Raw genomic sequence first — 20,769 nt, forward strand, 5'->3', positions numbered from 1 at the left:
CGGCGTCCTCGAAGGGCTTTGGACTGACCGGAGACCGGCTGCGCCTCGATCATCCTCCCGCAACGACCGCCGTCAGCTTTTTTCCGCCGCGCGCGAGCGCGCTTTGCATCTCGAAGCAAAAAAGGCCGTCGCCGGCCGCCCTCCATTGCATTCCGGCCCTTTGGGTGCGGGCTGATCGTCCCCGGTCGCACGACCGCCATCGAGGTCGCGATAGGCGCGGCCCGAGCAACGGAGTAACGACAATGGCGACCATCGGCACCTTTACCAAGACCGCGAACGGCGAGTTCACCGGCACGGTCAAAACCCTGACCCTTAACGTCAAGGCCAAGTTCGTCCCCACCGACGGCGACAGCGAGCGTGGCCCCGACTATCGGATCGTCACCAGCGCCACGGAGTTCGGCGCTGCCTGGAAGAAGACCGCCCGCGAAACCGGCCGCGAATATCTCTCGGTCAAGCTGGACGATCCGAGCTTCCCGGCCCCGATCTACGCCAGCCTGGTCGAGGACGAGGGTGGCGAGGTTCACAACCTCATCTGGTCCCGCCGCAACGGCGACTGAGGCCGGGCCACCTTCCGAAGCCCCGCTCGCGCAGCGGGGCTTCGTCATGCTTATCTTCCGCTTTTCAGGGAATACGGCAATCAGGATGGGCGATTTGCAGGAAAGCTGGCTTTGCACAACCTGATCCGGTCTTCGTGCCCGGCGCCCGCTGGCGCTCATGCCGGGCAGTTGCTTGGGGGCGCTGCCCCCTGGCGCGGCGCAAGGGATCGCTGACGCTCGGCCGGGACGGTTTCCCCGACCTTCCTCCACGTCGTTCCACCGTTCCGTGCAGGCCGGGTGATCCCCCTCCATCCCGGTCGCCCTTGCACCTTGCACCCCCCGGTCTCGCCGACGGGCAGGGTTTCAGCGCGGCGCTTCCCGCTGCGCGGAAACCCAAGCCCAAGAGGATCAAGACCATGACCTATCATCACCTCGCCACCCGGTTCGGCCGCAACGCGCACCAGATCAGCGGGCGCGAAGCCCTCGACAACGAAGCCCTGTTTCGCCACGTCCCGTCTGTGTTCGCCCGTGAAGCGCATGACAGCCGGTCGGAGCGTTACGTCTATGTCCCCACCATCGATATCGTGGAAGGCTTGCGTCGGGAAGGATGGTTTCCGTTCTTCGCCGTGCAGGCGGTGCCGCGCGATGGTGACCGCATCGGGCACGCCAAGCATATGCTGCGCCTGCGCCGGGATGACGGCATCGGCAAGCCCGAGGCAGCGGAAGTCATCATCGTCAATTCGCATGACGGAACGTCCAGCTACCAGATGTTTGCGGGCGTGCTTCGTTTCGTCTGCACCAATTCGATGATTGCTGGCGAGCGGTTCGAGGAAGTCCGCGTCCCTCACACGGGACGCATTCAGGATCAGATTATCGAAGGTGTCTACACGGTCGCGGAAGACTTCCCGCGCCTGATCGACGCCACCGAGACGATGAAGGAAACCCGGCTTTCGCAGGCCGAGCAGACAGTCTTGGCCGAAGCCAGTCTTGTCGCCCGTTATGGCGAGGAGGAAAGTCCCATCCGCCCGGACCAGATCATCCAGCCGCGCCGCCGCGAGGATGTCGGGCAAAGTCTGTGGCAGACCTTCAACGTCATTCAGGAAAACCTCATCCGGGGCGGTCTTACCGGACGCCGCCAGACCGCTGATGGCCGCGTCCGCCGCAGCCAGACCCGCACCATCAACGGCATCGACCAGAATGTCGGACTGAACCGCGCGCTATGGACACTGGCCGAGGGAATGCAGCGAATCAAAGCCGCCTGACTTTCCGCCAAGCCGTGGAGCCGGAAACCCGGTTTCACGGCTTTACGCTTGCCCACATCTGCGTGAACCAGAATTTGCGCCGATCCGCTTGTGCGGATCGGCTGGTTTCCGTCTGCGCGGACATAATGCGGCTCGCCGGGCACGGCCCGGCTCGCCAAAGACTGTCGAAAATGATAGGAAGTATTAACCAATATTGATCGTGCTACGCGATCAACATATCTGCAAACACCGTCTCCAAATATTACCCTGAGTTGAGCATCCTCGTTTCTCTATATCGCTTGATACGCGATGTGATCGAGGGTGACGCCATGCCGAGTTCTGATTGGCGCTCGCCGGCCGCCTATGCGGATACCAATGGTTTATCTGCCGCCGGCTTTGCCTGGGAATATCTCCGCCGCGACGAAGATTATCGCGGCGATTTTCATCGGGTGAGCGCTTGTCCACCAGATGAGCCGGAAACCCTCAGCGCGTTCTCCGAACGCTGGGGGTTGCGATTTCCCGGCCGACCCCAATCTCGCAGCCGGTTCTGCCGAGGTGTTCTGGCTACCTGCACTGCTGCCTGAAGCCTTCGAGTTAAGGCCGGTGATGGCTGCTTCCGAAGATACGGTTGCCATACCCATTGATCTCGCCCGCTTGCCCCATATCACCGTCCGCGCCACCGCCGATGATGAACGGCATAGCCGCTGGCAGGTCGGAGATGCCGTCCATCAGTTCTGGATCGCTGATTCCAACATCTCTGTTGCAACCTCCTATGTCGTACTGTTGCCGCTCGATGCCTTCACTGAGTTGCGTGCCTTGGCAATCCTACGCTTCTGGCGTGCCTTGGTCGGACGGCCGCCGGGCGAATATGCCCACGTCCTGCCGCCACAAACCCGTAACCGTCATGTCCTGATCCTGCGCGCACTCGATGGCCGGAGTGATGGGGCGAGCTATCGGCAAATTGCCGAAACGCTTTTCGGTTTCCACGGCAGCAAGGCGGATTGGGAGAGCGATCCGCGCAAGAACCTGACCCGGCGTCTGGTCGCCGATGGCAACCACTACATGCGTGGCGGCTATCGCGACCTTTTGCATCATCCCCTTCGCCTGCCGCGCCGCCGCTGATGGCAACAGCGCTTGATCGTTACTGTGCCATGCGGGGTGCCGGAATCGCACCCCCCTGATTCCGGCACGCTGCAAGCCGCCGTTTCTTCGCCAGGGTTCGCCATAGCCCGCTGCCATTGCCGGTAGCCCGCTCGAACCCGACCGGAGATCCGATCATGCTTGATCCCAAAACGGGGCTGCCGCCCCGATACCTGCGCACGCCCGATGCGGCGCGCTTCCTCGGCATTTCCATCCGCACGCTGGAAAAGCATCGCACCTATGGCACCGGCCCGTTCTACCGCAAGATCGGCGGCCGGATCGTCTATTCCATCGACGACCTCCAATCCTGGACCGATGCCGGTATCCGCAAGTCCGCGTCGGAGCAGACCGCCACCCGCGTTTTCCCGGCCCGTCCGCTGACGCCGGCCGAAAAGGCGTCCCGCTGAATGCCGGGCGCCGATCATCACGACAGCCAACGTCTCACACGGGGCAGCGAACGCCAGCGGCTCGATCCCTTCGTGATCGCCACCGGCGATGCCAGCCCGCGCGACCAGCGAGACCTCATGGAACGCCCGTTCTTCTCGCTCGCGAAAGCCAGGCGCATCGCGCCAATCCTCTACGAGGCCGGTGGCCAGCGCGTCGAAGTCCACGCATTGCCCGAACACGGCATGGCGACGATCTGGGATGCCGATGTGCTGATCTGGGCCGCCAGCCAGATCGTCGAGGCCGAGAACCACGGCCTGCGCACCTCGCGCTTCCTGCGCTTTACGCCCTATCAGCTCTTGCAGGCCGTCGGCCGCGCGACCGGCGCGCGCGAATACCGCCTTCTGAAGGGCGCGCTCGCCCGCCTGCAATCGACCGTGATCCGCACCACCATCCGTCATGGCGAGCATTGGCGGCGGCATCAATTCTCCTGGATCAACGAATGGGAGGAATTGACCACCCGCGACGGCCGCGTCGAGGGCATGGAGTTCGTCCTGCCCGACTGGTTCTATCGCGGCGTCATCGACCGCTCGTTGGTCCTGACCATCGACCCGCTCTATTTCCGGCTGACCGGCGGCATCGAACGCTGGCTCTACCGCGTCGCCCGCAAACACGCCGGCCATCAGCAACATGGCTGGCTGTTCGAGGTCGCCCATCTTCACGAAAAGTCGGGGAGCCTCGCGCGCGTCTCAGATTTCGCGCTGGACCTGCGCCGCATCGCCGCCCGCCAGCCATTGCCCGGCTACCGCCTCGACATCTGGCGCGAAGGCCGGCGCGAAATGCTGCAAATCCGCCCCTTCGGCTTGTCCACAGTGCCTGTGGACGACGCTGTGGAAACGCTCGTGACTTCGGGCGCAAACGGTATCGGGACTTCGGGCGCAGCACTATCGGGATTTCGGGCGCACGAACCGCAGTTAAGTCTCTGGTCCGAAAAGCGGAATCCGACTGCTAACTTAGAGTCTAACAAAGAATCTAACTCTTCTTCTTTGACGCGCACGCACGCGAGGCATGGTGCCGGTGCCACCGGCAGGCGGTCGTCATGATCGTCGCGCTCCTCAATCAGAAGGGCGGCGTCGGCAAGACGACCCTGGCGCTGAACCTTGCTGGCGAGTGGGCTAGCCGGGGGTTGCGCGTCATCCTGATCGACGCCGACCCGCAAGGCTCCGCGCTCGACTGGTCCCAGCAGCGGGCGAGTGAGGGCCTGGGCCGCCTGTTCGGCGTCGTCGGCCTGGCCCGCGACACGCTGCACCGGGAAGCGCCGGAGCTGGCGCGCGATGCCGACATGATCGTCATCGACGGCCCGCCGCGTGTCGCCGCGCTGATGCGCTCGGCGCTGCTCGCCGCCGACCTGGTGCTGATCCCCGTGCAGCCATCGCCGCTCGACGGCTGGGCCTCGGCGGAAATGCTGGCGCTCCTCACCGAGGCGCGCATCTATCGGCCGGACCTCGTCGCCCGCTTTGTGCTCAACCGATGTGGCACACGCACCGTGCTCGCCCGAGAGACGGCCGAGACACTGACCGACCATGATCCGCCGGTGCTGACCGCCACCATCGGCCAGCGGATCGCCTTCGCGGTTGCTGCCCAGTCGGGGCGGCTGGTCTCCGAATTGGACGACGACACCCCCGCAGCCCGCGAGATCGCGGCGCTGGCGGACGAGATCGACCGCCTGCATATCGGGAGGACGCGATGAGCGAGCGTCCGACCCGTCGCGGCTTCGCCGCCCGTCCGGCCGATCCCGAACACTGGATCAAAGCCGCAGATACCCCGCCGCGAGATAGCGATGCCGCCGGTTTCACCGCGCGGCTCACCATTGACGTGACGCCCGAGCTGCGCGGCCGGATCAAGATCGCCGCGTTCCGGCGCGGCATCACCGTCGCCGACATGCTGCGCGATCTGCTCGCGCGCGAATTTTCCACCACCAACGGAGACCCATGATGACCGGCAACGCGGCCCTCCGCTTGCGCGGCGGCCCTGTGCCGATCGTGCAGGCGTCCGATAATCTCACCCATGTCGAACTGACGCATATCGAAAAGCGCGTCGAGAACTGGATCAGGTTCGGGCGGCATGTGCGCGAAACGATCCTCGATCGCCGCCGCCGCGTGCTTTCGTATCGGCCCGGCAGCGTCTTCGCTTTCGTCCGATGGGCGGCGAACGACTTCGGCACCGTCAGTTCACGGATCGACATCGTGCGCGCGGTCGATCCCGGCGAGCCATATCAGACCTTGCGCTGCGTCCGTCCCGGCGGCGACATCCTGCTGACGGTCGATGGTTGGCCGAAGGTCGAACAGGCGCTCCGGCATATCGACGCGATAGAAGCCGCCAACATCGAACCGAACGAGGTTTCGCCCGACCATTGGCGGCATGTCAGCAACCGGATTGGCACTGGCCACGAACCGCGCGCCTACACGCCGGAACGCCATCAGGCGTGGCTCAAGCGCCGGGAGATCGAACAATGACCCGCTTCGGCTATGTCATGGTGACGTATTTCGCGACGATGGGCGTCGCCATCGCCTCCTTCGTTCCGACGCCGCTGCGCCTCGTCTGGAACGCTTCGGCCAGCGTGCCGATCGGCCTCTACGCCCTTGATCCACCGCGCCATCTCGCCGTCGGCGATCTGGTCGCCGTGATGCCGGACAAGCCGCTCGCCGACTGGATGGTCGAGCGCGGCTATATCGGTCGTGATGTGCCGCTGATGAAGCGTGTCGCAGCACTTCCCGGCCAGCAGGTTTGCCGCACCGGCAACGCCGTCACCGTCGATGCCGTGCCGTTCGGCGATGCGCTCGACCGCGACAAGCGCGGCCGTCCGCTGCCAGTCTGGCAGGGCTGCCGCCGCATTGCGGACGGCGACATCTTCCTGATGAACCCGGATGTGCCGGACAGCCTGGACGGCCGCTACTTCGGCCCGATCTCGGCGCGCACCATCATCGGCAAGGCGACGCCACTCTACACCGACGAGGTCGGCGACGGCCGTTTCGTCTGGCGCGCCGCCACGCGCTGACCGCTTCCCGTCGGCGGGAGCGGTGCTCGCCGAGGGGTTTCCCAAACTCGCCGCCAAGGAAACCATCATGCCACAGATCGGCCAGTTCACCCGCGACCCATCCGGCTTCGCCGGGCGCATCGAAACCTTCACGCTCTTCCGCGACATCGCACTCGTTCCGGCCGTGCCGTCCGACGCCGAGAATGCGCCCGACTATCGCATCCATGTGCGCGATGACGGCAGCGACGAGAACTGCCAGGAGGTCGGTGCGGGCTGGAAACGCACCGGCGAACGTGCAGGCGAATATGTCGCGCTGCTGATCGACGATCCCGCCTTGCCGCAGCCGATCCGCGCCAATCTGTTTCGCGACGACGAGGCCGGCAACGCCTGGTCGCTGCACTGGTCCCGGCCGGTCAAGCGCGACGGAAAGGACTGACATCATGCGATCCGTCAGACTGTCCGCCCGCGCGATCCCGTTCATCAAGGTCATTCCTTTGTTCGCGGAAAAGCCGTCTCATTCCTTCGTCCCGCTCGAACGCAGGTCGGCCGGCGCGCGCAGCGAAGGTCAAGGACGATCGAAGATCGGCGCTTCGCGCGTATCCTTGACCGCAGCGAGCACGCTGGCAGGCTGGCGTCGTAGCGGAGAAGGCCATCATGCCCGATGGGCGATCATTCTGATCGCGGGCCTGCTGTCGAGCGGGATGACACCGCCAATCGCACTGGCGCAGACCGTGCCCATAACGCAGCCGTCGCCACGCGATCATTATGCCGGCTTGATCGCCGAGGCGGCGCAGCGGTTCGAGAATCCGGCCGCATGGATCAGGGCGGTTCTGCGCGCCGAAAGTGCTGGCGATCCGCGTGCTGTCTCCCCCAAGGGCGCGATCGGACTGATGCAGGTGATGCCCGACACCTGGGCCGATCTGCGCATCCGTCATCGTCTCAGCTCCGATCCGTATGACCCACGGGACAACATCATCGCCGGGGCGGCCTATATCCGCGAACTGTTCGACCGCTATGGTTCGCCCGGCTGGATCGCGGCCTACAACGCCGGTCCCGGTCGCTATGAAGCATCGCTCAAGGGCCGTCCGCTTCCGGCCGAGACCCGCGCCTATGTCGCCACCGTCGTTCCCAATCTCGACGGCGGCGATGTGCCTCGCGCCGTCACGGTCGCTGCGGCCGATCCGTTCGCCTGGACCCACGCGCCGCTGTTCATCGCACAGCCGGATCGCCGTCCCGCCGCCGATCCCGTGCAGGCTGAGCGTCGCCCGAATGACGCTGCATCGACGCCCGCCATGCGCGATGTCTCCGCCATCGTGCCGCAATCGGGCGGCTTGTTCGTCGCACGGGCGGATACGGGACGACAACCATGAGCATCGCGATCCTTTCCCGACCGTGGGCTTTGGCAGTGTGCAGTGGATGGGGCTGGCAACAGTCTCATCCCTGGGCAGGAGGGGCAGAACAGACAGGAAGGCGGGAGGGCAAGATTAAACGAACCGGCACCCCATGGGTCCGGTTCGGGGGCCAAGCCCTTGTCTGCACACTGTTCGGGGCGGCACCAGCTCCGGGCCGCCATGGTGCCGCGAGGCGCGGCAAAGCCAGTATCTGCCGCGTTTCTCGCGGCACTGTGCGCCCACATCGGTGGTTTCGGGCGGATCGGCGATGAGCGGCGACGACGACAACCGCTTCCAGCCGAGGCCCGGCCGCGTGCGTTCCGACGCGCTGAAGGCGGGCCAGGCCAAGAGCTTCCTCAGCACCGTGCGCAAGATCACCCGCCAGCAGCAGGCCGCGTCCGGTCGAAGCCGGTCGGCGAAAGGCGGCGGCCCTGGGCGCGCGGCAAAGGGCAAAGGCACGATCGCCTCCGGCCGTGGCGTGCAGCGTGGGCGCGGCGCGGCCTTCGTGCGCGCCCGCAACCTGTCGAATGGCTGGAGCCATCGCCAGCCCGGCAGCCGCCGCGTCATCGTCAAATCCCGGTCTGTCCGGGGCGCGGGCAAGAGCGGCAAGGCCGCCGCCCATCTGCGCTACATCCAGCGCGACGGCACATCCCGCGAGGGCGAACGCGGCCAGCTCTATTCCGCCACCGAGGACCGCACTGACGGAGACGCCTTTCTCGATCGCGGCCAGGACGATCGCCACCAGTTCCGCTTCATCGTCTCGCCCGAGGACGCTGGCGACCTCGCTGACCTCACCGGCTATACCCGCGAGTTGATGGCGCAGGTCGAGGCCGACCTTGGGACCAAACTCGATTGGGTCGCGGTCAATCACCACAACACCGGCCATCCCCATGTCCATATCATCGTCAACGGTCGCGACGATCTCGGCCAGGATCTCGTCATCAACGGCGACTATCTCGCCAATGGCATCCGCGAGCGGGCAAGTGAACTGGCGACGCTGGAACTCGGCCCGGTCACGGAGATCGAACAGCGGCGCAAGTTGATGGCCGAGATCAATCAGGACCGGCTCACCCGGATCGACCGGGCGATGATCGAACAGGCCGACGGCCGCTTCCTCGACCTGCGTCCCGAACCTGGCGATCTCTCCGGCCAGTCCGACCGCACGATGCGGCTGCGCCGTCTCGGCAAGCTCGGCGATATGGGCCTCGCCACCGAACACGCCCCGAACGTCTGGGAGTTGAGCGCGCGGCTGGAGCCGACCCTGCGCGAGATGGGCGAGCGCGGCGACATCATCCGCACCATGCAGAAGGCGCTCCGGGCCGAGGGCGCAGAACGCGATCCGATGAGTTTCCAGATTCACGGCACCGCGCCCGCGACGCCGATCATCGGCCGCGTCATCGACAAGCATCTCACCGACGAACTGGGCGAGAACCTGACGCTGGTGGTCGATGGCATCGATGGTCGGACGCATCATGTCTCCGGCTTCGATGCGGTGCGCGTCGAGGATGCCCGCATCGGCAGCGTCGTCGAGATCGGGCCGGCGGATAGCACGGGCCGTCCCTCCGATCGCGCCATCGCCGGCATGGCCGAGGACGGCATTTATCGGCCGAGCCGTCATCTGGAGCAGGCCCGGTTCGAGGGGCGCGTGCCGAACGGCGACTATGAGGGCTTCGTCGATGCCCATGTCCGCCGGCTAGAGGCGTTGCGCCGCGCCGGGATCGCCGAGCGGATCGACGCAGATCAGTGGCGCATCCCCAGCGACTTCGAGGCGCGCGCTACCGCCTATGATGCGGCGCGTAACGCCCGCGCCAATATCCGCGTCCTCTCGACATTCGATCTCGAACGTCAGATCGGATCGGACGGCGCGACCTGGCTCGACCGGCGGCTGGTCGGCGCGGGTGCATCGGACCTGTCCGCGTCAGGGTTCGGCGAACAGGTGCGCGAGGCGATGGAGCGACGCCGCGAGGCTCTGATCGACCGGGGTGACGCCGTGCGTCAGGCCGATGGCCGCACCGCCTATCGGCGCAACCTGATCGCCACGCTTCAGGAGCGGGAGGTTGCCCGTATAGGCGAGGAGATGGCCGCCAGGAAATCACTGCCGTTCCGCGCCGCCGCCGATGGCGAGACCATCACGGGGAAGTTCACCGGGACCGTGCAGCTATCGAGCGGCAAGTTCGCCATCGTCGAGAAGTCCCACGAGTTCTCTCTTGTCCCGTGGCGGCCGGTCATCGACCGGCAGCTTGGCCGCGAGGTGTCCGGCATCGTGCAGGCTGGATCAGTGTCTTGGCAGTTGGGACGGCAACGCGGGCTAGCAGTTTGATGCCAGCCAAATGCGCTGGATGAAGAGCGTGACTAAGCGGCAATCTGCGAAGAAGCGCAAGATCGGTCGAGCGACTCTTGTCTGAGAGGCGCTATAGCTCAGCATGTATCGGAATAGACCCTATTCCTGATCCGGCAATAGCTGACTGTGGGTGATGATTTCGCATAAAGCGCATGGAGTTGAAGAAGATGGATACTCAGCTAGAGGATCAGGGAGGTGTTTTTTCGGTCACTATCTTAAGGGCTGATGATCCCAAACGCGTTGGCCTTTTTGCGGTCGGTCGTGGGGGAAATCCATTGCGACACCTTCCATTTTTGCAGTCGGTTGCAGATCACGGATGCACGATAATTGCGCCACACTTTGCGATGCTGCACTCATCCATCCCAACTAAGGAAGAGCTGGATACGCGCGTCCGTCGGCTAGAACTGGCGGCTGACAACTACGCGGAAGTGGATCGTTCTATGTTCGGTATAGGGCATTCTATCGGTGCTGTGACGTTGCTGGCATTGGCAGGAGCCGAGGCGCGGACCATCTCCGGAGATGCGGTAATATCTCAATCAAACTTGAAATTTGATTTCATTTTCCTTTTTGCACCACCAAGTGATTTTTTTCGACATCCAAATGCGCTTAATTCTATAGATTCGCAGATTTACATCAGGGCAGGTGAAAAAGATTCGATCACGCCTCCAGATCAGGCTCTGTTCTTTAAAGATACCCTTGCACAAAAAACAGATGTCTACCTTAGGATAGATGAAAATGCAGGGCATTTTACTTATATGAATGAATTGCCGCCCCACGTAGTTGATCCGCAAACGAACAGAGATATTTTTCTCTCCTCTATAGCAGATGATGTCGGAAAGATTGTCTCATTTCGACAATCTCATGACTAACACTACCTATTCTGCGATTGAGGAAATTGGGATGGATTCAGAACTTCAACGCTACCATGTTAGAATGCAGCGAGTCCTAGAGCACATTGACCGCAACCTTGACGGAAATCTTGACTTAGAAGCGTTGAGCCATGTGGCGGCATTCTCGAAATTCCATTTCCATCGGCAGTTTACCGGGATTTTTGGATTGTCTGTCCACCGCTATGTGCAACTCGCGCGTATGAAACGAGCTTCTTACCGTCTCGCCTTTAGGGAAAGTGCTTCCGTCACCGACGTTGCGATGGATGCTGGCTACGATTCACCAGACGCATTTGCTCGCGCTTTTCGGCAACGTTTTGATCAATCGCCTTCCGAATTTCGGAAATCTCCGAACTGGGAGCCATGGTGCGGGGCTCTCCACCCTCTCGACAAAGCTAGGAGCAAGCTCTTGCAGAAGTATTTCACGCCAGACGACATAACAATCCGCAACGTTTTACCGACTACGGTCGCGATCATGGAACATCGCGGCGATCCGGCGACGATCGGGGCCACGATCCAACACTTCATTGCATGGCGCAAAGCTGCTGGATTGCCCCCGCAGGTCAGTCCTACTTTCAATATCTTTTACTCCGATCCGCATGCGATCCCGCCAGCCGAATATCGGCTCGACTTGTGCGCCGGGACGGATCAACCGATTGTTGAAAATAGCGATGGCGTTAGGGGCGGCCTGATCCCAGGGGGGCGATGCGCAGTACTACGTGTCTTGGGGAATACTGAAAATCTGGAGCCTGCTGCTCTCTACCTCTACAAACATTGGTTGCCGGCCAGCGGAGAGGAACTCCGGGATTTCCCGATCTATTGCCAGCGCCTTAGTTTCTTTCCTGATGTGCCAGAACAGGAAGCGGTCGCCGAACTCTTCCTGCCATTGAAATAACCCGCTGTATGAGCGCGGTGGGGCGCATCAACTATGCGTAGGCGGCCCTTAATGAAGGCAGCTCCCCCTTCGACCCTACAACTTCTCGGCGGGCGCGTTCCGTTGACATCCTTGATCCAAACACTCGCTGTTGCTGAACATCTGAACTTCCGTCATGCTGCGCACGCACTCGGAGTGGGTCAATCCAGCATCAGCACACGGATCAAGATCCTTGAAAAGGATCTTGGCATCTTACTGTTTGAAAGGCGCCATCGAGGCGTTCGGCTGACCGAAGCTGGACGTCAGTTTGTCGCCGAGGTCTCTGCCGGGATCGCTCATCTCGACCAGGCTGTGCGCACAGTCGGCGCCATGATCGATGGGATGGAGGGGCAGCTCGCGATCGGATTGCATATTCCCATCGTTGCCGGGTTCCTTGCCGATCTGCGCCGGCGTTATCGCGCCAGCTATCCCGCGATCGAGCAGTCTGTGCTGGAGGGCCGATCTTCCGAGACGGTAGCGATGGTCCGAGACGGCAGGCTCGACGTGGCCTTCGTTGTCGGCCCCGTGAACGCACCCGATTGTCATTCCCGCCTGCTGTGGTGTGAGCAGATGGTGGTGGCTCTGCCTACGGATCATGCGTTAGCGGAACGGGAAGCCATCACCTGGGTTGACCTCGCGGATGAGATCTTCCTTGTCCGCCATGGTGGCACTGGCCCGCAAGTGTTCGAGCATGTCGTGCGACGGATCAGCGAACGCGAGCGCTCACCACGCATCCACCGTTGCGATGTTGCCCGCGACACGCTGATGGGAATGGTCGCAGCGGGCGACGGTATTACGCTGACCAGCGAGGCGACGTCGCATGTGCCGTTCCCCGGCGTCGTCTTCCGACCGATCGCCGATGAGACCGAATCGGCGCGGTTCAGCGCTGTGTGGTCGCCGCATAACCGCAATCCAGCGCTGCTTAATCTGCTCGATCTTGCCACACAGATGAGCCGGTCAGCGGGCGTGGTCTGACGCCTTCACCAATTCGCCCGGTTCGACTTTCAGCGCATCAGCAATCTGGCCCAGCACCGTGACGCTCGCCGACACGTCGGCGCGTTCGATCGCACCGATATAGCGAGCGCTCAAGCCGGCGTGATCCGCCAGCTCTTCTTGCGTCATGTTCCGATCATGACGAATTCGACGCAGGTTGACCGCCATGACCTCCTTGAGGTCCATGACATGAGAGGAACCAGCGTCGGAATGATCGTTCCAGGAACGATCATTCCGATTCGTTCCGACCTGTGGTATTCATTGCGCCCTTGATCGCGTTTTCGCGACGGCCGGTTCGATCTTCGCGAGCAGGCTGCTGGCAGCAACACCGAGGATCGCAGTAATGTCCACGAACTCGACGACATCGATGCGCCGCTCGCCGCCCTCATACTTGGCGACGAAAGACTGTGGCTTGCCCAGGGCGGCGGCCAGCTCGGCTTGCGTCAGTCCTTTGGCCTTGCGCGCTTCGACGAGGAGAGATTGCAGCAGGATTTGTCGGGGCGTGCGCAAGGATTTCTGCATTCGGGGCGGCTCTCCGTTGAAAAGGGGGAGCCAATCCGCTGATCCTGATTCAGGATTATCCCATTTCGGGATTGTTTTGGGCACAAGGTCCGAGGGAGGGCCGTCCGATGCGGGTGCGACCCGAGCTTGACCCCGATGTCGATGATCTGGCGCCGACCGTGCCGGAGATCACCATCTACGACGAGACGCATTTCGTGACCTATCTACGTCTGCTCGACGCCGACGATGATGGCGCCGACTGGACGGAGGTCGCCCGGATCGTGCTGCATCGTGATCCGATCGCGGAAGCTGAGCGCAGCCGCACATGCTGGCAAAGCCATCTCGATCGCGCCCGATGGATGACCAAGACCGGGTATCGCAAGATACTGGAACAGGCGGCGGCCGAGACGCATTCAACGCGGCACTGACCGTCCTATTTCTTCGCCATAGTATCCGAAACCTGCACGCTTCGGATTTCCTGTTGCTTATCGCCGGAACGGCTATTCTCTGATCGGCTCCGTCTCTTTTGCCGATTGGAGCCTGTATGTCGGGAAGCCGTGTCCTGTGGGGACAAGTCGCCCTCGTTCTGACGATCGTGTTCACCGCGATCTGGTGTGCGACGGAGTGGACGGCATGGCGGCTCGGCTTTCAGGCGCAACTCGGCGCGCCCTGGTTCGAGGTGGCGGGCTGGCCCTTCTACTATCCGCCGCTCTTCTTTTGGTGGTGGTATTGCTACGACGCCTATGCCCCTTCGATCTTCATTGAAGGCGCCAGCATCGCAGTGTCGGGTGCGATGGTCTCGATCGTCGTCGCCATCACCCTGTCGGTAATCCGGGCGCGGGAGGCGAAGAACGTCGCCACCTATGGCTCGGCGCGATGGGCCGAAACCGAGGAAATCCGTGCTGCCGGTCTGCTCGGCCCCGATGGCGTGCTGCTCGGCCGGCTCGACCGCGATTATCTCCGTCATGATGGACCCGAGCATGTGCTGTGTTTCGCCCCGACCCGATCCGGCAAGGGCGTCGGCCTCGTCGTGCCGACCCTGTTGACCTGGCCCGGTTCGGTCATCGTCCACGACATCAAGGGCGAGAATTGGGGCCTGACCGCCGGTTTCCGGTCAAAGCACGGTCGCGTGTTGCTGTTCGATCCGACCGATCCAGAATCGTCGGCCTATAATCCGCTGCTGGAGGTGCGGCGCGGCGACAAGGAAGTACGCGACGTGCAGAACATCGCCGACATCCTCGTCGATCCCGAAGGCGCACTCGACAAGCGCAACCATTGGGAAAAGACCAGCCACAGTTTGCTGGTCGGCGCGATCCTGCACGTCCTCTATGCGGAAGCCGACAAGACGCTTGCCGGCGTCGCCAATTTTCTGTCCGATCCGAAGCGCCCCGTTGAAGCGACTCTGCGCGCGATGATGAATACGCCGCACCTGGGCGAAGCCGGTGTTCATCCTGTCATCGCATCGTCAGCCCGCGAGTTGCTGAACAAGAGCGACAACGAACGCTCGGGCGTGCTGTCCACCGCCATGTCGTTCCTTGGCCTCTACCGCGATCCTGTCGTGGCGAAGGTGACGACGCGCTGCGACTGGCGCATCGCCGATTTGGTCGCGGCCGAAAAGCCCGTCAGCCTTTACCTCGTCGTCCCACCCTCCGACATCAACCGCACCAAACCCCTGATTCGGTTGCTCCTCAATCAGGTCGGGCGGCGTCTGACCGAAGACCTGAAGACCTCCGCCAACCGGCATCGTCTGTTGCTGATGCTGGACGAGTTTCCTGCGCTTGGGCGGCTGGACTTCTTCGAGAGCGCGCTGGCCTTCATGGCGGGCTACGGCATCAAGTCGTTCCTGATCGCGCAGAGCCTCAACCAGATCGAGAAGGCTTATGGCGCGAACAACAGCGTGCTCGACAACTGCCATGTGCGCGTCGCCTTCGCCACCAACGACGAGCGCACGGCCAAGCGTGTGTCGGATGCACTCGGCACCGCGACCGAGATGCGCGATTCCACCAACTATGCCGGCCATCGGCTGTCGCCCTGGCTCGGGCATCTCATGGTCTCGCGGCAGGAGACAGCCCGTCCGCTGCTGACCCCCGGCGAGGTGATGCAGCTTCCGCCCGCCGACGAATTGCTTCTGGTCGCGGGTGTGCCGCCGGTGCGGGCGAAGAAAGCGCGCTATTATGAGGACGCCCGATTCCGCGAGCGCATTCTGCCGCCGCCGAAGCCGGCTGCAAAAGCACCGACCGCGCCACCCGCTGACGACTGGTCGGCGCTGGCGATCCCGTCTGCATCAGCGGGAACCTCAACAGGTAGCGGAAGCAGCGACGTTGCCGATCCAGCCAATGCCGGCATTCGCCGCGAGCCGGAATTGCCCGAGCATGAGGAGATCGCGCCGCTGGAGCATCCGGCCTTCAACGAGTTCGACGTGCTCGACGACGATGCCGACATCGATGCCGCAAAAGCCCGTCGTCTCCGGCTTCAGGTCACATCGAACGCCCGGCAGGCGACGATGGACCCCGCTGACGGCATCGACTTGTGAGGATGGCGGCCATGCAGACCAAGACCCGCATGAACGTCTATTTCGATCCCGATCTGTTGAAGAAGGTTGAGGCGTTGGCGCTTCGGCGCAACATCTCCAAATCCGCCGTGATCGAAGCCGCCGTCGCCTCCTTCCTGTCGGCCGACGCCTCGGAACGGCTTGAAGCCGTCTTTGCGCGTCGCATGGACCGGATCGGCCGCCAGATTGACGGACTGGACGAAGACCTCGCCATCCTCGGCGAAACCCTGTCGCTGTTCGTCGAATATTGGATGACCATCACGCCTCCGCTCCCCGAGACGGCCCACGCATCCGCCAAAGCAAAAGGTGGGGAACGGTTCGCAAAATTCCTCAACACGCTTGGTCGGAAACTCGCGACCGGCGATCGGTTCCTGAAGGAGCTGTCGCGCGACATCGACGCCCGCCGGGAAGGCACCGACAGGCCGCCAACCGAAACCTGATCGCGGCGATATAGGCCACTAACACGAGGCTCAGCCCGCCGCGTCCGACCCGAACCAGAAATCCAGCTCGCGCAGGCGACGCTTGTCATAGGCTTTGGTCGCGTCGGCGATCTGCCATGTGTCATCGTCAGCCAAACCGGACCAACGCGGCTTACCATCCTGCTTCTGAACCGACTGCCGCCAGCGGTATTGCGCATAGATTTCCATGATCTTGCCGGCATATTGGCTGGCGAGCGCACCATTGCCTTCGATGATGAGCAGGTTCTCGTCGTTCACCCCGCTCGCCTTCGGCCCCATATTGTGCGAGCCGGTCATCACGACGGGCTTGTCGCCATAGGGGTCGATCACGACGACCTTGCTGTGGACCATGGCGAAGGTTCCAGGGAGCTTTACCAGTTCTTTGTGCCAATATTTGAGAGGACCAGGAATAGCGGCCGGTAGAAGCACGTCGGCATTCGCGTCGATGCGGTCGCCACGATTGAACAGCACGACCGGGTTCTTGTCGGTGCCGGGGTTCTGGTTGACGACACCCTGAATGTAGAGATCGGGCTTGAAGTTCGGGCTGCCCGGCGAGGCGAGTTCGATGATGTCGTTGAGCAACGTGCCGCGCGGCCCCGGATTGAACATCAGGAACAGGATGCCGTGCCGGGCTGCCGCGATCAGCGCGCCTGCCTGATCGAGATCAGCACCACCACGCATCGGCGTGAACCAGAGCGTCGTGCCTTTGGCCTTGGTGCTCTTCCGGGGCGTGCCGTTGCTCACGTAAAGCGTGTCCGGTGTCGCGTCGCCGGCATCCGCCAATGCCTTCCACTGGTCGAGATAGAATTGCGCCAGCGCAGCGTTGGCAATCAGCACTGCATTGTTGGCCTGCGTACAGAGCCCCGTCTTCGTCCAGTTGGTGCTGCCGGTCCAGACGGCCTGCGGTGTCTTGTCGGCGTCGCAGATCACCAGAAATTTGTTGTGCGCCAGCGCGCGCGGTGCAGTCATCCGATCGCGCACGTCGCAGCCGTTCAGGGCAGCGCGCGCGTCGTCATTCTCGTCCTCGCCCTTCTTCTTCACGGCACCATTGCCCAGCACGATGTGGGCGCGCTTCTTAAGAGCCTTGAGGAGCGGGATCAGCTCGGGATCGTCTAGCTCGAACAAGGCGGCATAGACATGCGCCTTGGTGGCGGCGGCATCGGTCAGCAACGAAAGCAGCTTGTCGCGGACGGGGCCGCCGAGAAACGCGCGGATGCGGCTTTGCGGATCGGCGATTTCCTCCCGCAGCTTCGTCGAGGGGCTTGCGTCGGGCAGGAGCCGCGCCAGCCATTGGCTGGCGACGATGCCGCGATTGAAGTAGCAGCTCGCCCGCCCTTCGGTTTCCGCGCCGATCGCGACCGGCGCGCTCCAGGCTGAAGCCTGATCGACTGCTTCCTGCATAGCCGCTTCGGGGCCGATCATCGGGACGACGCGATAGGCGACCTCGTCACCTGGGCTGACCGCGAAATCCGACCAGAGATATTTTTGTATCGGCCATTCCGTTGTCGGCCTGCGCGTCCCTTCCTCGACATCAGGGCCGTCCGCGAAGCCGACCCAACTCGCCACGATCTCCTCGACGAATCCATTGGCATCGGCACTGCCGGTCGCATTGGGACTGGGAGCGCTGCCGGCCGCACGCTTGACCTTGCGTCGTAACGCGAAGCCCCGGCACGCGTCGATGAACGGAGCGCGCCACGCCAGAAAGGCGCTGTCGACGCCTGGATGTACGATCAGTTCGATAGCCATCGTCCGCCCCCTTGAGGAAAGTATGTCGATTATATTTTACGATTGCTTCAGAATTACATCATTGATGCTCGAAGCGGAAGTTCTCTCGTGATCGCGCTTAGGATGGCGAGTTTAGCGTACTCCGCCGATTGCCGCCTTTTCTCGCCGATCCCCGCACGCCATTCGATAGTTGTTGAACCGGCCTGATTTCCGGCTCTTTTAATCATCCCCGTCCGGGGACCGTCTGATGTGTCCCCGGCGAGATCGGGGATCGAATGGCGGTTTCGCATCACAATTCGGAAGGCTTAGCGCGCGGCGCGCGGATGCTGCGCACGGCGCTGGGGTCGGCGATTGCGCGGTTTCTGGAAGACGCCTCCGTCGTCGAAGTGATGCTGAACCCGGACGGTCGCATCTGGATCGACCGTCTCTCCGAAGGACTGTCCGACACCGGAGAGCATCTGTCGCCCGCCGATGGCGAGCGCATCGTCCGCCTCGTTGCACACCATGTCGGCGCCGAGGTCCATGCGGGCGCGCCGCGCGTCTCGGCCGAACTGCCCGAGACCGGCGAACGGTTCGAGGGCTTGTTGCCGCCGGTGGTCGCCGCGCCTGCCTTCGCCATCCGCAAACCCGCCGTCGCCGTGTTCACGCTCGACGATTATGTCGCCACCGGCATCATGTCGGCGGCACAGGCCGACGCGCTGCGCGAGGGCGTCGCATCGCGCGCCAACATCCTCGTCGCCGGCGGCACGTCCACCGGCAAGACGACGCTGACCAATGCGCTGCTCGCCGAGGTGGCGAAGACCGCCGATCGCGTCGTCATCATCGAGGATACGCGCGAGCTGCAATGCGCCGCACCCAACCTCGTCGCCATGCGCACCAAGGATGGTGTCGCCTCGCTCTCCGATCTCGTCCGCTCTTCGCTGCGCCTGCGCCCTGACCGCATCCCAATCGGCGAGGTGCGCGGCGCGGAAGCCCTCGACCTGCTCAAGGCATGGGGCACCGGCCATCCCGGCGGCGTCGGCACGATCCACGCTGGCAGCGCCATCGGTGTGCTGCGCCGCATGGAACAGCTCATTCAGGAAGCTGTCGTCACCGTCCCACGCGCGCTGATCGCCGAAACGATTGATCTCGTCGCCGTGCTGTCGGGCCGCGGCTCGGCGCGTCGCCTGTCCGAACTCGCCCGCGTCGAGGGCCTCGGCCCCGACGGCGATTACCGCGTCGCGCCCGCCGTCACGGAGGGCGACGGCGATGCGGCTTCCTCCACCCGCGCCCTCAGCCCCAGCCTTGAAGGAGACTCCCTGTGATCCAACGCCTGCCTCTCTCGCGCTTCACCCACGCGCGCCAGCGTCTCGCCATGACCGTATCGGCCGCTACGCTCTCCGTGGTCATGGCGGCACCTGCTTATGCCTCCGGTTCGTCCATGCCGTGGGAACAGCCGCTTCAACAAATCCTCCAGTCGATCGAAGGCCCGGTCGCCAAGATCATCGCCGTCATCATCATTATCACGACCGGCCTGACGCTGGCCTTCGGCGATACCTCGGGCGGTTTCCGCCGCCTGATCCAGATCGTGTTCGGCCTGTCGATCGCCTTTGCCGCCAGCTCGTTCTTCCTGTCGTTCTTCTCCTTCGGCGGCGGAGCGCTGGTCTGATGGCGGGCGTCGTCGATCAGGGCGGAGAGGTGCCGGGCTATACCGTCCCGCTGCACCGGGCGCTCAGCGAACCGATCCTGCTCGGCGGCGCACCGCGCGCCATCGCGATCCTGAACGGAACGCTCGCTGGTGCGGTGGGCCTGGGCCTGCGGCTCTGGCTGGTCGGCATCCTCATCTGGGCGATCGGCCATGTCGCGGCGGTGTGGGCGGCCAAGCGCGACCCGCTCTTCGTCGAGGTCGGCCGCCGCCATCTGCGCATCCCCGCGCACCTCACGGTCTGACGGGGAGCGCGGCCATGATGAACCTCGCCGAATATCGCAACAAGAACGCTCGGCTCGCCGACTTCCTGCCCTGGGTGGCACTGGTGGGCGCCGGCATCGTGCTGAACAAGGACGGTAGCTTCCAGCGCACGGCGCGGTTTCGCGGGCCTGATCTCGACAGCGCCGTGCCCGCCGAACTGGTTGCCGTCGCAGGGCGCTTGAACAACGCCTTTCGTCGCCTCGGCTCCGGCTGGGCGATTTTCGTGGAAGCGCAGCGCCATGCCGCCGCGACCTATCCGAACAGCCTGTTCCCAGATTCCGCGTCGGCGCTGGTCGATGCCGAGCGGAAAGCCGATTTCGAGGAAGCGGGCGCACATTTCGAGTCCAGCTACTTCCTGACCTTTACATACCTGCCGCCGGCCGAGGATGCAGCCCGCGCCGAGACCTGGCTCTACGAGGGGCGCGAGAAGGCGGGCATCGACCCGACCGAGGTGATGAGCGGCTTCGCCGACCGCACTGATCGGCTGCTGCGCCTGATCGAAGCCTTCATGCCCGAGTGCCGCTGGCTCGATGACGGTGAAACGCTGACCTACCTGCATGGCTGCGTTTCCACACATCGCCACCGTGTCCGCGTTCCCGAGACGCCGATCTATCTCGACGCGCTACTCGCCGATCAGCCGCTGACCGGCGGGCTGGAGCCGCGCCTGGGTTCGGCACATCTGCGCGTCCTCACCATCACAGGCTTTCCAACAGCGACGACGCC

Annotated in this window: 25 protein-coding genes and 2 pseudogenes; 24 read left to right on the top strand and 3 right to left on the bottom strand. The window is 63.5% G+C overall.

The genetic code is table 11. The features are described from left to right. Nucleotides 1–242 precede the first annotated feature (242 nt). The 17 genes and pseudogenes from MUU53_RS18135 to MUU53_RS18210 all read left to right on the top strand — a co-directional run bounded on the left by MUU53_RS18135 (nucleotide 243) and on the right by MUU53_RS18210 (nucleotide 12,845). Nucleotides 243–557 carry a DUF736 domain-containing protein gene (locus MUU53_RS18135; protein WP_247262140.1) on the top strand — a complete coding sequence of 105 codons (315 nt, stop codon included), beginning with the start codon at nucleotides 243–245 and terminating at the stop codon, nucleotides 555–557. Between the two features lie 395 nt (nucleotides 558–952). Next, nucleotides 953–1,798, top strand: coding sequence for a DUF932 domain-containing protein (locus MUU53_RS18140; RefSeq protein ID WP_247262141.1), 846 nt, complete (start codon nucleotides 953–955; stop codon nucleotides 1,796–1,798). Between the two features lie 308 nt (nucleotides 1,799–2,106). Continuing rightward, the gene (locus tag MUU53_RS18145) at nucleotides 2,107–2,361 is read left to right on the top strand and encodes a transcriptional regulator domain-containing protein (protein WP_247262142.1); all 255 of its coding nucleotides are present in this window, start codon (nucleotides 2,107–2,109) and stop codon (nucleotides 2,359–2,361) included. Beyond that, the gene (locus tag MUU53_RS18150) at nucleotides 2,246–2,899 is read left to right on the top strand and encodes a DUF2285 domain-containing protein (RefSeq protein ID WP_247262143.1); all 654 of its coding nucleotides are present in this window, start codon (nucleotides 2,246–2,248) and stop codon (nucleotides 2,897–2,899) included. The genes MUU53_RS18145 and MUU53_RS18150 overlap by 116 nt, the downstream gene beginning before the upstream one ends. Before the next feature lie 155 nt (nucleotides 2,900–3,054). After that, nucleotides 3,055–3,324, top strand: a complete 270-nt coding sequence (locus MUU53_RS18155; protein WP_247262144.1) for a helix-turn-helix transcriptional regulator — start codon at nucleotides 3,055–3,057, stop codon at nucleotides 3,322–3,324. Then, nucleotides 3,325–4,404 carry a replication initiator protein A gene (locus tag MUU53_RS18160; protein ID WP_247262145.1) on the top strand — a complete coding sequence of 360 codons (1,080 nt, stop codon included), beginning with the start codon at nucleotides 3,325–3,327 and terminating at the stop codon, nucleotides 4,402–4,404. It begins immediately after the preceding gene. Next, nucleotides 4,401–5,051: a ParA family partition ATPase gene (parA, locus tag MUU53_RS18165; protein WP_247262146.1), complete on the top strand. Its 651-nt coding sequence runs from the start codon at nucleotides 4,401–4,403 to the stop codon at nucleotides 5,049–5,051. Before MUU53_RS18160 ends, parA begins: the two co-directional genes overlap by 4 nt. Beyond that, complete coding sequence (locus MUU53_RS18170) at nucleotides 5,048–5,296, top strand: ribbon-helix-helix protein (RefSeq protein ID WP_247262147.1); 249 nt, start codon at nucleotides 5,048–5,050, stop codon at nucleotides 5,294–5,296. The genes parA and MUU53_RS18170 overlap by 4 nt, the downstream gene beginning before the upstream one ends. After that, nucleotides 5,296–5,817: a DUF2840 domain-containing protein gene (locus tag MUU53_RS18175; RefSeq protein WP_247262164.1), complete on the top strand. Its 522-nt coding sequence runs from the start codon at nucleotides 5,296–5,298 to the stop codon at nucleotides 5,815–5,817. The genes MUU53_RS18170 and MUU53_RS18175 overlap by 1 nt, the downstream gene beginning before the upstream one ends. Then, nucleotides 5,814–6,359 (top strand): conjugative transfer signal peptidase TraF, encoded by a 546-nt coding sequence (gene traF, locus MUU53_RS18180; RefSeq protein ID WP_247262148.1) that lies wholly within the window; start codon nucleotides 5,814–5,816, stop codon nucleotides 6,357–6,359. Before MUU53_RS18175 ends, traF begins: the two co-directional genes overlap by 4 nt. A gap of 67 nt (nucleotides 6,360–6,426) precedes the next feature. Beyond that, nucleotides 6,427–6,774: a DUF736 domain-containing protein gene (locus MUU53_RS18185; protein ID WP_247262149.1), complete on the top strand. Its 348-nt coding sequence runs from the start codon at nucleotides 6,427–6,429 to the stop codon at nucleotides 6,772–6,774. Nucleotides 6,775–6,778: 4 nt separating this feature from the next. After that, nucleotides 6,779–7,708: a lytic transglycosylase domain-containing protein gene (locus tag MUU53_RS18190; RefSeq protein WP_247262150.1), complete on the top strand. Its 930-nt coding sequence runs from the start codon at nucleotides 6,779–6,781 to the stop codon at nucleotides 7,706–7,708. A gap of 289 nt (nucleotides 7,709–7,997) precedes the next feature. Beyond that, nucleotides 7,998–8,636, top strand: a pseudogene (locus tag MUU53_RS23415) (hypothetical protein); the annotation flags it as partial. A gap of 258 nt (nucleotides 8,637–8,894) precedes the next feature. Then, complete coding sequence (locus MUU53_RS23420) at nucleotides 8,895–10,049, top strand: DUF3363 domain-containing protein (RefSeq protein ID WP_377307136.1); 1,155 nt, start codon at nucleotides 8,895–8,897, stop codon at nucleotides 10,047–10,049. Nucleotides 10,050–10,237: 188 nt separating this feature from the next. Next, entirely contained in the window at nucleotides 10,238–10,939 is a 702-nt protein-coding gene (locus tag MUU53_RS18200) for an alpha/beta hydrolase (protein WP_247262152.1), read from the top strand. Between the two features lie 31 nt (nucleotides 10,940–10,970). Next, nucleotides 10,971–11,852: an AraC family transcriptional regulator gene (locus tag MUU53_RS18205; protein ID WP_247262153.1), complete on the top strand. Its 882-nt coding sequence runs from the start codon at nucleotides 10,971–10,973 to the stop codon at nucleotides 11,850–11,852. A gap of 51 nt (nucleotides 11,853–11,903) precedes the next feature. Then, nucleotides 11,904–12,845 carry a LysR family transcriptional regulator gene (locus tag MUU53_RS18210; protein ID WP_247262154.1) on the top strand — a complete coding sequence of 314 codons (942 nt, stop codon included), beginning with the start codon at nucleotides 11,904–11,906 and terminating at the stop codon, nucleotides 12,843–12,845. Here MUU53_RS18210 and MUU53_RS18215 read toward each other — a convergent pair. Next, a complete protein-coding gene (locus tag MUU53_RS18215; protein ID WP_247262155.1) occupies nucleotides 12,828–13,049 on the bottom strand; it encodes a helix-turn-helix domain-containing protein in 222 nt (73 codons plus the stop codon). The two genes, MUU53_RS18210 and MUU53_RS18215, sit on opposite strands and share 18 nt — an antisense overlap. Nucleotides 13,050–13,121: 72 nt before the next feature. Then, complete coding sequence (locus MUU53_RS18220) at nucleotides 13,122–13,385, bottom strand: helix-turn-helix domain-containing protein (protein WP_247262156.1); 264 nt, start codon at nucleotides 13,383–13,385, stop codon at nucleotides 13,122–13,124. A 107-nt stretch (nucleotides 13,386–13,492) separates the two neighbouring features. Between MUU53_RS18220 and MUU53_RS18225 the strand changes: the two genes are divergently transcribed. The 3 genes from MUU53_RS18225 to MUU53_RS18235 all read left to right on the top strand — a co-directional run bounded on the left by MUU53_RS18225 (nucleotide 13,493) and on the right by MUU53_RS18235 (nucleotide 16,355). After that, on the top strand, nucleotides 13,493–13,792 hold the full coding sequence (locus MUU53_RS18225; RefSeq protein WP_247262157.1) for a DNA -binding domain-containing protein: 300 nt from the start codon (nucleotides 13,493–13,495) through the stop codon (nucleotides 13,790–13,792). A gap of 116 nt (nucleotides 13,793–13,908) precedes the next feature. Further along, nucleotides 13,909–15,897: a conjugal transfer protein TraG gene (locus MUU53_RS18230; RefSeq protein WP_247262158.1), complete on the top strand. Its 1,989-nt coding sequence runs from the start codon at nucleotides 13,909–13,911 to the stop codon at nucleotides 15,895–15,897. A gap of 11 nt (nucleotides 15,898–15,908) precedes the next feature. After that, nucleotides 15,909–16,355 carry a ribbon-helix-helix domain-containing protein gene (locus tag MUU53_RS18235; protein WP_247262159.1) on the top strand — a complete coding sequence of 149 codons (447 nt, stop codon included), beginning with the start codon at nucleotides 15,909–15,911 and terminating at the stop codon, nucleotides 16,353–16,355. 30 nt (nucleotides 16,356–16,385) lie between these two features. Here the strand turns inward: MUU53_RS18235 and MUU53_RS18240 are convergent, their stop codons facing one another. Further along, complete coding sequence (locus tag MUU53_RS18240; RefSeq protein WP_247262160.1) at nucleotides 16,386–18,119, bottom strand: phospholipase D-like domain-containing protein; 1,734 nt, start codon at nucleotides 18,117–18,119, stop codon at nucleotides 16,386–16,388. A gap of 254 nt (nucleotides 18,120–18,373) precedes the next feature. Between MUU53_RS18240 and trbB the strand changes: the two genes are divergently transcribed. The 4 genes and pseudogenes from trbB to MUU53_RS18260 all read left to right on the top strand — a co-directional run. Next, on the top strand, nucleotides 18,374–19,402 hold the full coding sequence (gene trbB, locus MUU53_RS18245; RefSeq protein WP_247262161.1) for a P-type conjugative transfer ATPase TrbB: 1,029 nt from the start codon (nucleotides 18,374–18,376) through the stop codon (nucleotides 19,400–19,402). 50 nt (nucleotides 19,403–19,452) lie between these two features. After that, nucleotides 19,453–19,746: a TrbC/VirB2 family type IV secretion system protein gene (locus MUU53_RS18250; protein ID WP_247262165.1), complete on the top strand. Its 294-nt coding sequence runs from the start codon at nucleotides 19,453–19,455 to the stop codon at nucleotides 19,744–19,746. After that, nucleotides 19,746–20,027, top strand: a complete 282-nt coding sequence (locus tag MUU53_RS18255) for a VirB3 family type IV secretion system protein (protein ID WP_247262162.1) — start codon at nucleotides 19,746–19,748, stop codon at nucleotides 20,025–20,027. Before MUU53_RS18250 ends, MUU53_RS18255 begins: the two co-directional genes overlap by 1 nt. 14 nt (nucleotides 20,028–20,041) lie before the next feature. Beyond that, nucleotides 20,042–20,769, top strand: a pseudogene (locus tag MUU53_RS18260) (conjugal transfer protein TrbE); the annotation flags it as partial.

This window comes from Affinirhizobium lemnae (assembly GCF_022968395.1).
Taxonomy (GTDB): Bacteria; Pseudomonadota; Alphaproteobacteria; order Rhizobiales; family Rhizobiaceae; genus Neorhizobium; species Neorhizobium lemnae.

Bases quoted from the DNA above. Each gene is read 5' to 3' on its own strand.
- MUU53_RS18210 (WP_247262154.1), top strand. From the start codon at position 11,904: ATGAAGGCAGCTCCCCCTTCGACCCTACAACTTCTCGGCGGGCGCGTT.
- MUU53_RS18190 (WP_247262150.1), top strand. From the start codon at position 6,779: ATGCGATCCGTCAGACTGTCCGCCCGCGCGATCCCGTTCATCAAGGTC.
- MUU53_RS18170 (WP_247262147.1), top strand. From the start codon at position 5,048: ATGAGCGAGCGTCCGACCCGTCGCGGCTTCGCCGCCCGTCCGGCCGAT.
- MUU53_RS18240 (WP_247262160.1), bottom strand. From the start codon at position 18,119: ATGGCTATCGAACTGATCGTACATCCAGGCGTCGACAGCGCCTTTCTG.
- MUU53_RS18160 (WP_247262145.1), top strand. From the start codon at position 3,325: ATGCCGGGCGCCGATCATCACGACAGCCAACGTCTCACACGGGGCAGC.
- MUU53_RS18175 (WP_247262164.1), top strand. From the start codon at position 5,296: ATGACCGGCAACGCGGCCCTCCGCTTGCGCGGCGGCCCTGTGCCGATC.
- MUU53_RS18185 (WP_247262149.1), top strand. From the start codon at position 6,427: ATGCCACAGATCGGCCAGTTCACCCGCGACCCATCCGGCTTCGCCGGG.
- MUU53_RS18155 (WP_247262144.1), top strand. From the start codon at position 3,055: ATGCTTGATCCCAAAACGGGGCTGCCGCCCCGATACCTGCGCACGCCC.
- MUU53_RS18250 (WP_247262165.1), top strand. From the start codon at position 19,453: ATGACCGTATCGGCCGCTACGCTCTCCGTGGTCATGGCGGCACCTGCT.
- MUU53_RS18220 (WP_247262156.1), bottom strand. From the start codon at position 13,385: ATGCAGAAATCCTTGCGCACGCCCCGACAAATCCTGCTGCAATCTCTC.
- MUU53_RS18145 (WP_247262142.1), top strand. From the start codon at position 2,107: ATGCCGAGTTCTGATTGGCGCTCGCCGGCCGCCTATGCGGATACCAAT.
- MUU53_RS18255 (WP_247262162.1), top strand. From the start codon at position 19,746: ATGGCGGGCGTCGTCGATCAGGGCGGAGAGGTGCCGGGCTATACCGTC.
- MUU53_RS18150 (WP_247262143.1), top strand. From the start codon at position 2,246: ATGAGCCGGAAACCCTCAGCGCGTTCTCCGAACGCTGGGGGTTGCGAT.
- traF (WP_247262148.1), top strand. From the start codon at position 5,814: ATGACCCGCTTCGGCTATGTCATGGTGACGTATTTCGCGACGATGGGC.
- trbB (WP_247262161.1), top strand. From the start codon at position 18,374: ATGGCGGTTTCGCATCACAATTCGGAAGGCTTAGCGCGCGGCGCGCGG.
- MUU53_RS18205 (WP_247262153.1), top strand. From the start codon at position 10,971: ATGGATTCAGAACTTCAACGCTACCATGTTAGAATGCAGCGAGTCCTA.
- MUU53_RS18200 (WP_247262152.1), top strand. From the start codon at position 10,238: ATGGATACTCAGCTAGAGGATCAGGGAGGTGTTTTTTCGGTCACTATC.
- MUU53_RS18140 (WP_247262141.1), top strand. From the start codon at position 953: ATGACCTATCATCACCTCGCCACCCGGTTCGGCCGCAACGCGCACCAG.
- MUU53_RS18215 (WP_247262155.1), bottom strand. From the start codon at position 13,049: ATGGACCTCAAGGAGGTCATGGCGGTCAACCTGCGTCGAATTCGTCAT.
- MUU53_RS23420 (WP_377307136.1), top strand. From the start codon at position 8,895: ATGCGGCTGCGCCGTCTCGGCAAGCTCGGCGATATGGGCCTCGCCACC.
- MUU53_RS18235 (WP_247262159.1), top strand. From the start codon at position 15,909: ATGCAGACCAAGACCCGCATGAACGTCTATTTCGATCCCGATCTGTTG.
- parA (WP_247262146.1), top strand. From the start codon at position 4,401: ATGATCGTCGCGCTCCTCAATCAGAAGGGCGGCGTCGGCAAGACGACC.
- MUU53_RS18225 (WP_247262157.1), top strand. From the start codon at position 13,493: ATGCGGGTGCGACCCGAGCTTGACCCCGATGTCGATGATCTGGCGCCG.
- MUU53_RS18135 (WP_247262140.1), top strand. From the start codon at position 243: ATGGCGACCATCGGCACCTTTACCAAGACCGCGAACGGCGAGTTCACC.
- MUU53_RS18230 (WP_247262158.1), top strand. From the start codon at position 13,909: ATGTCGGGAAGCCGTGTCCTGTGGGGACAAGTCGCCCTCGTTCTGACG.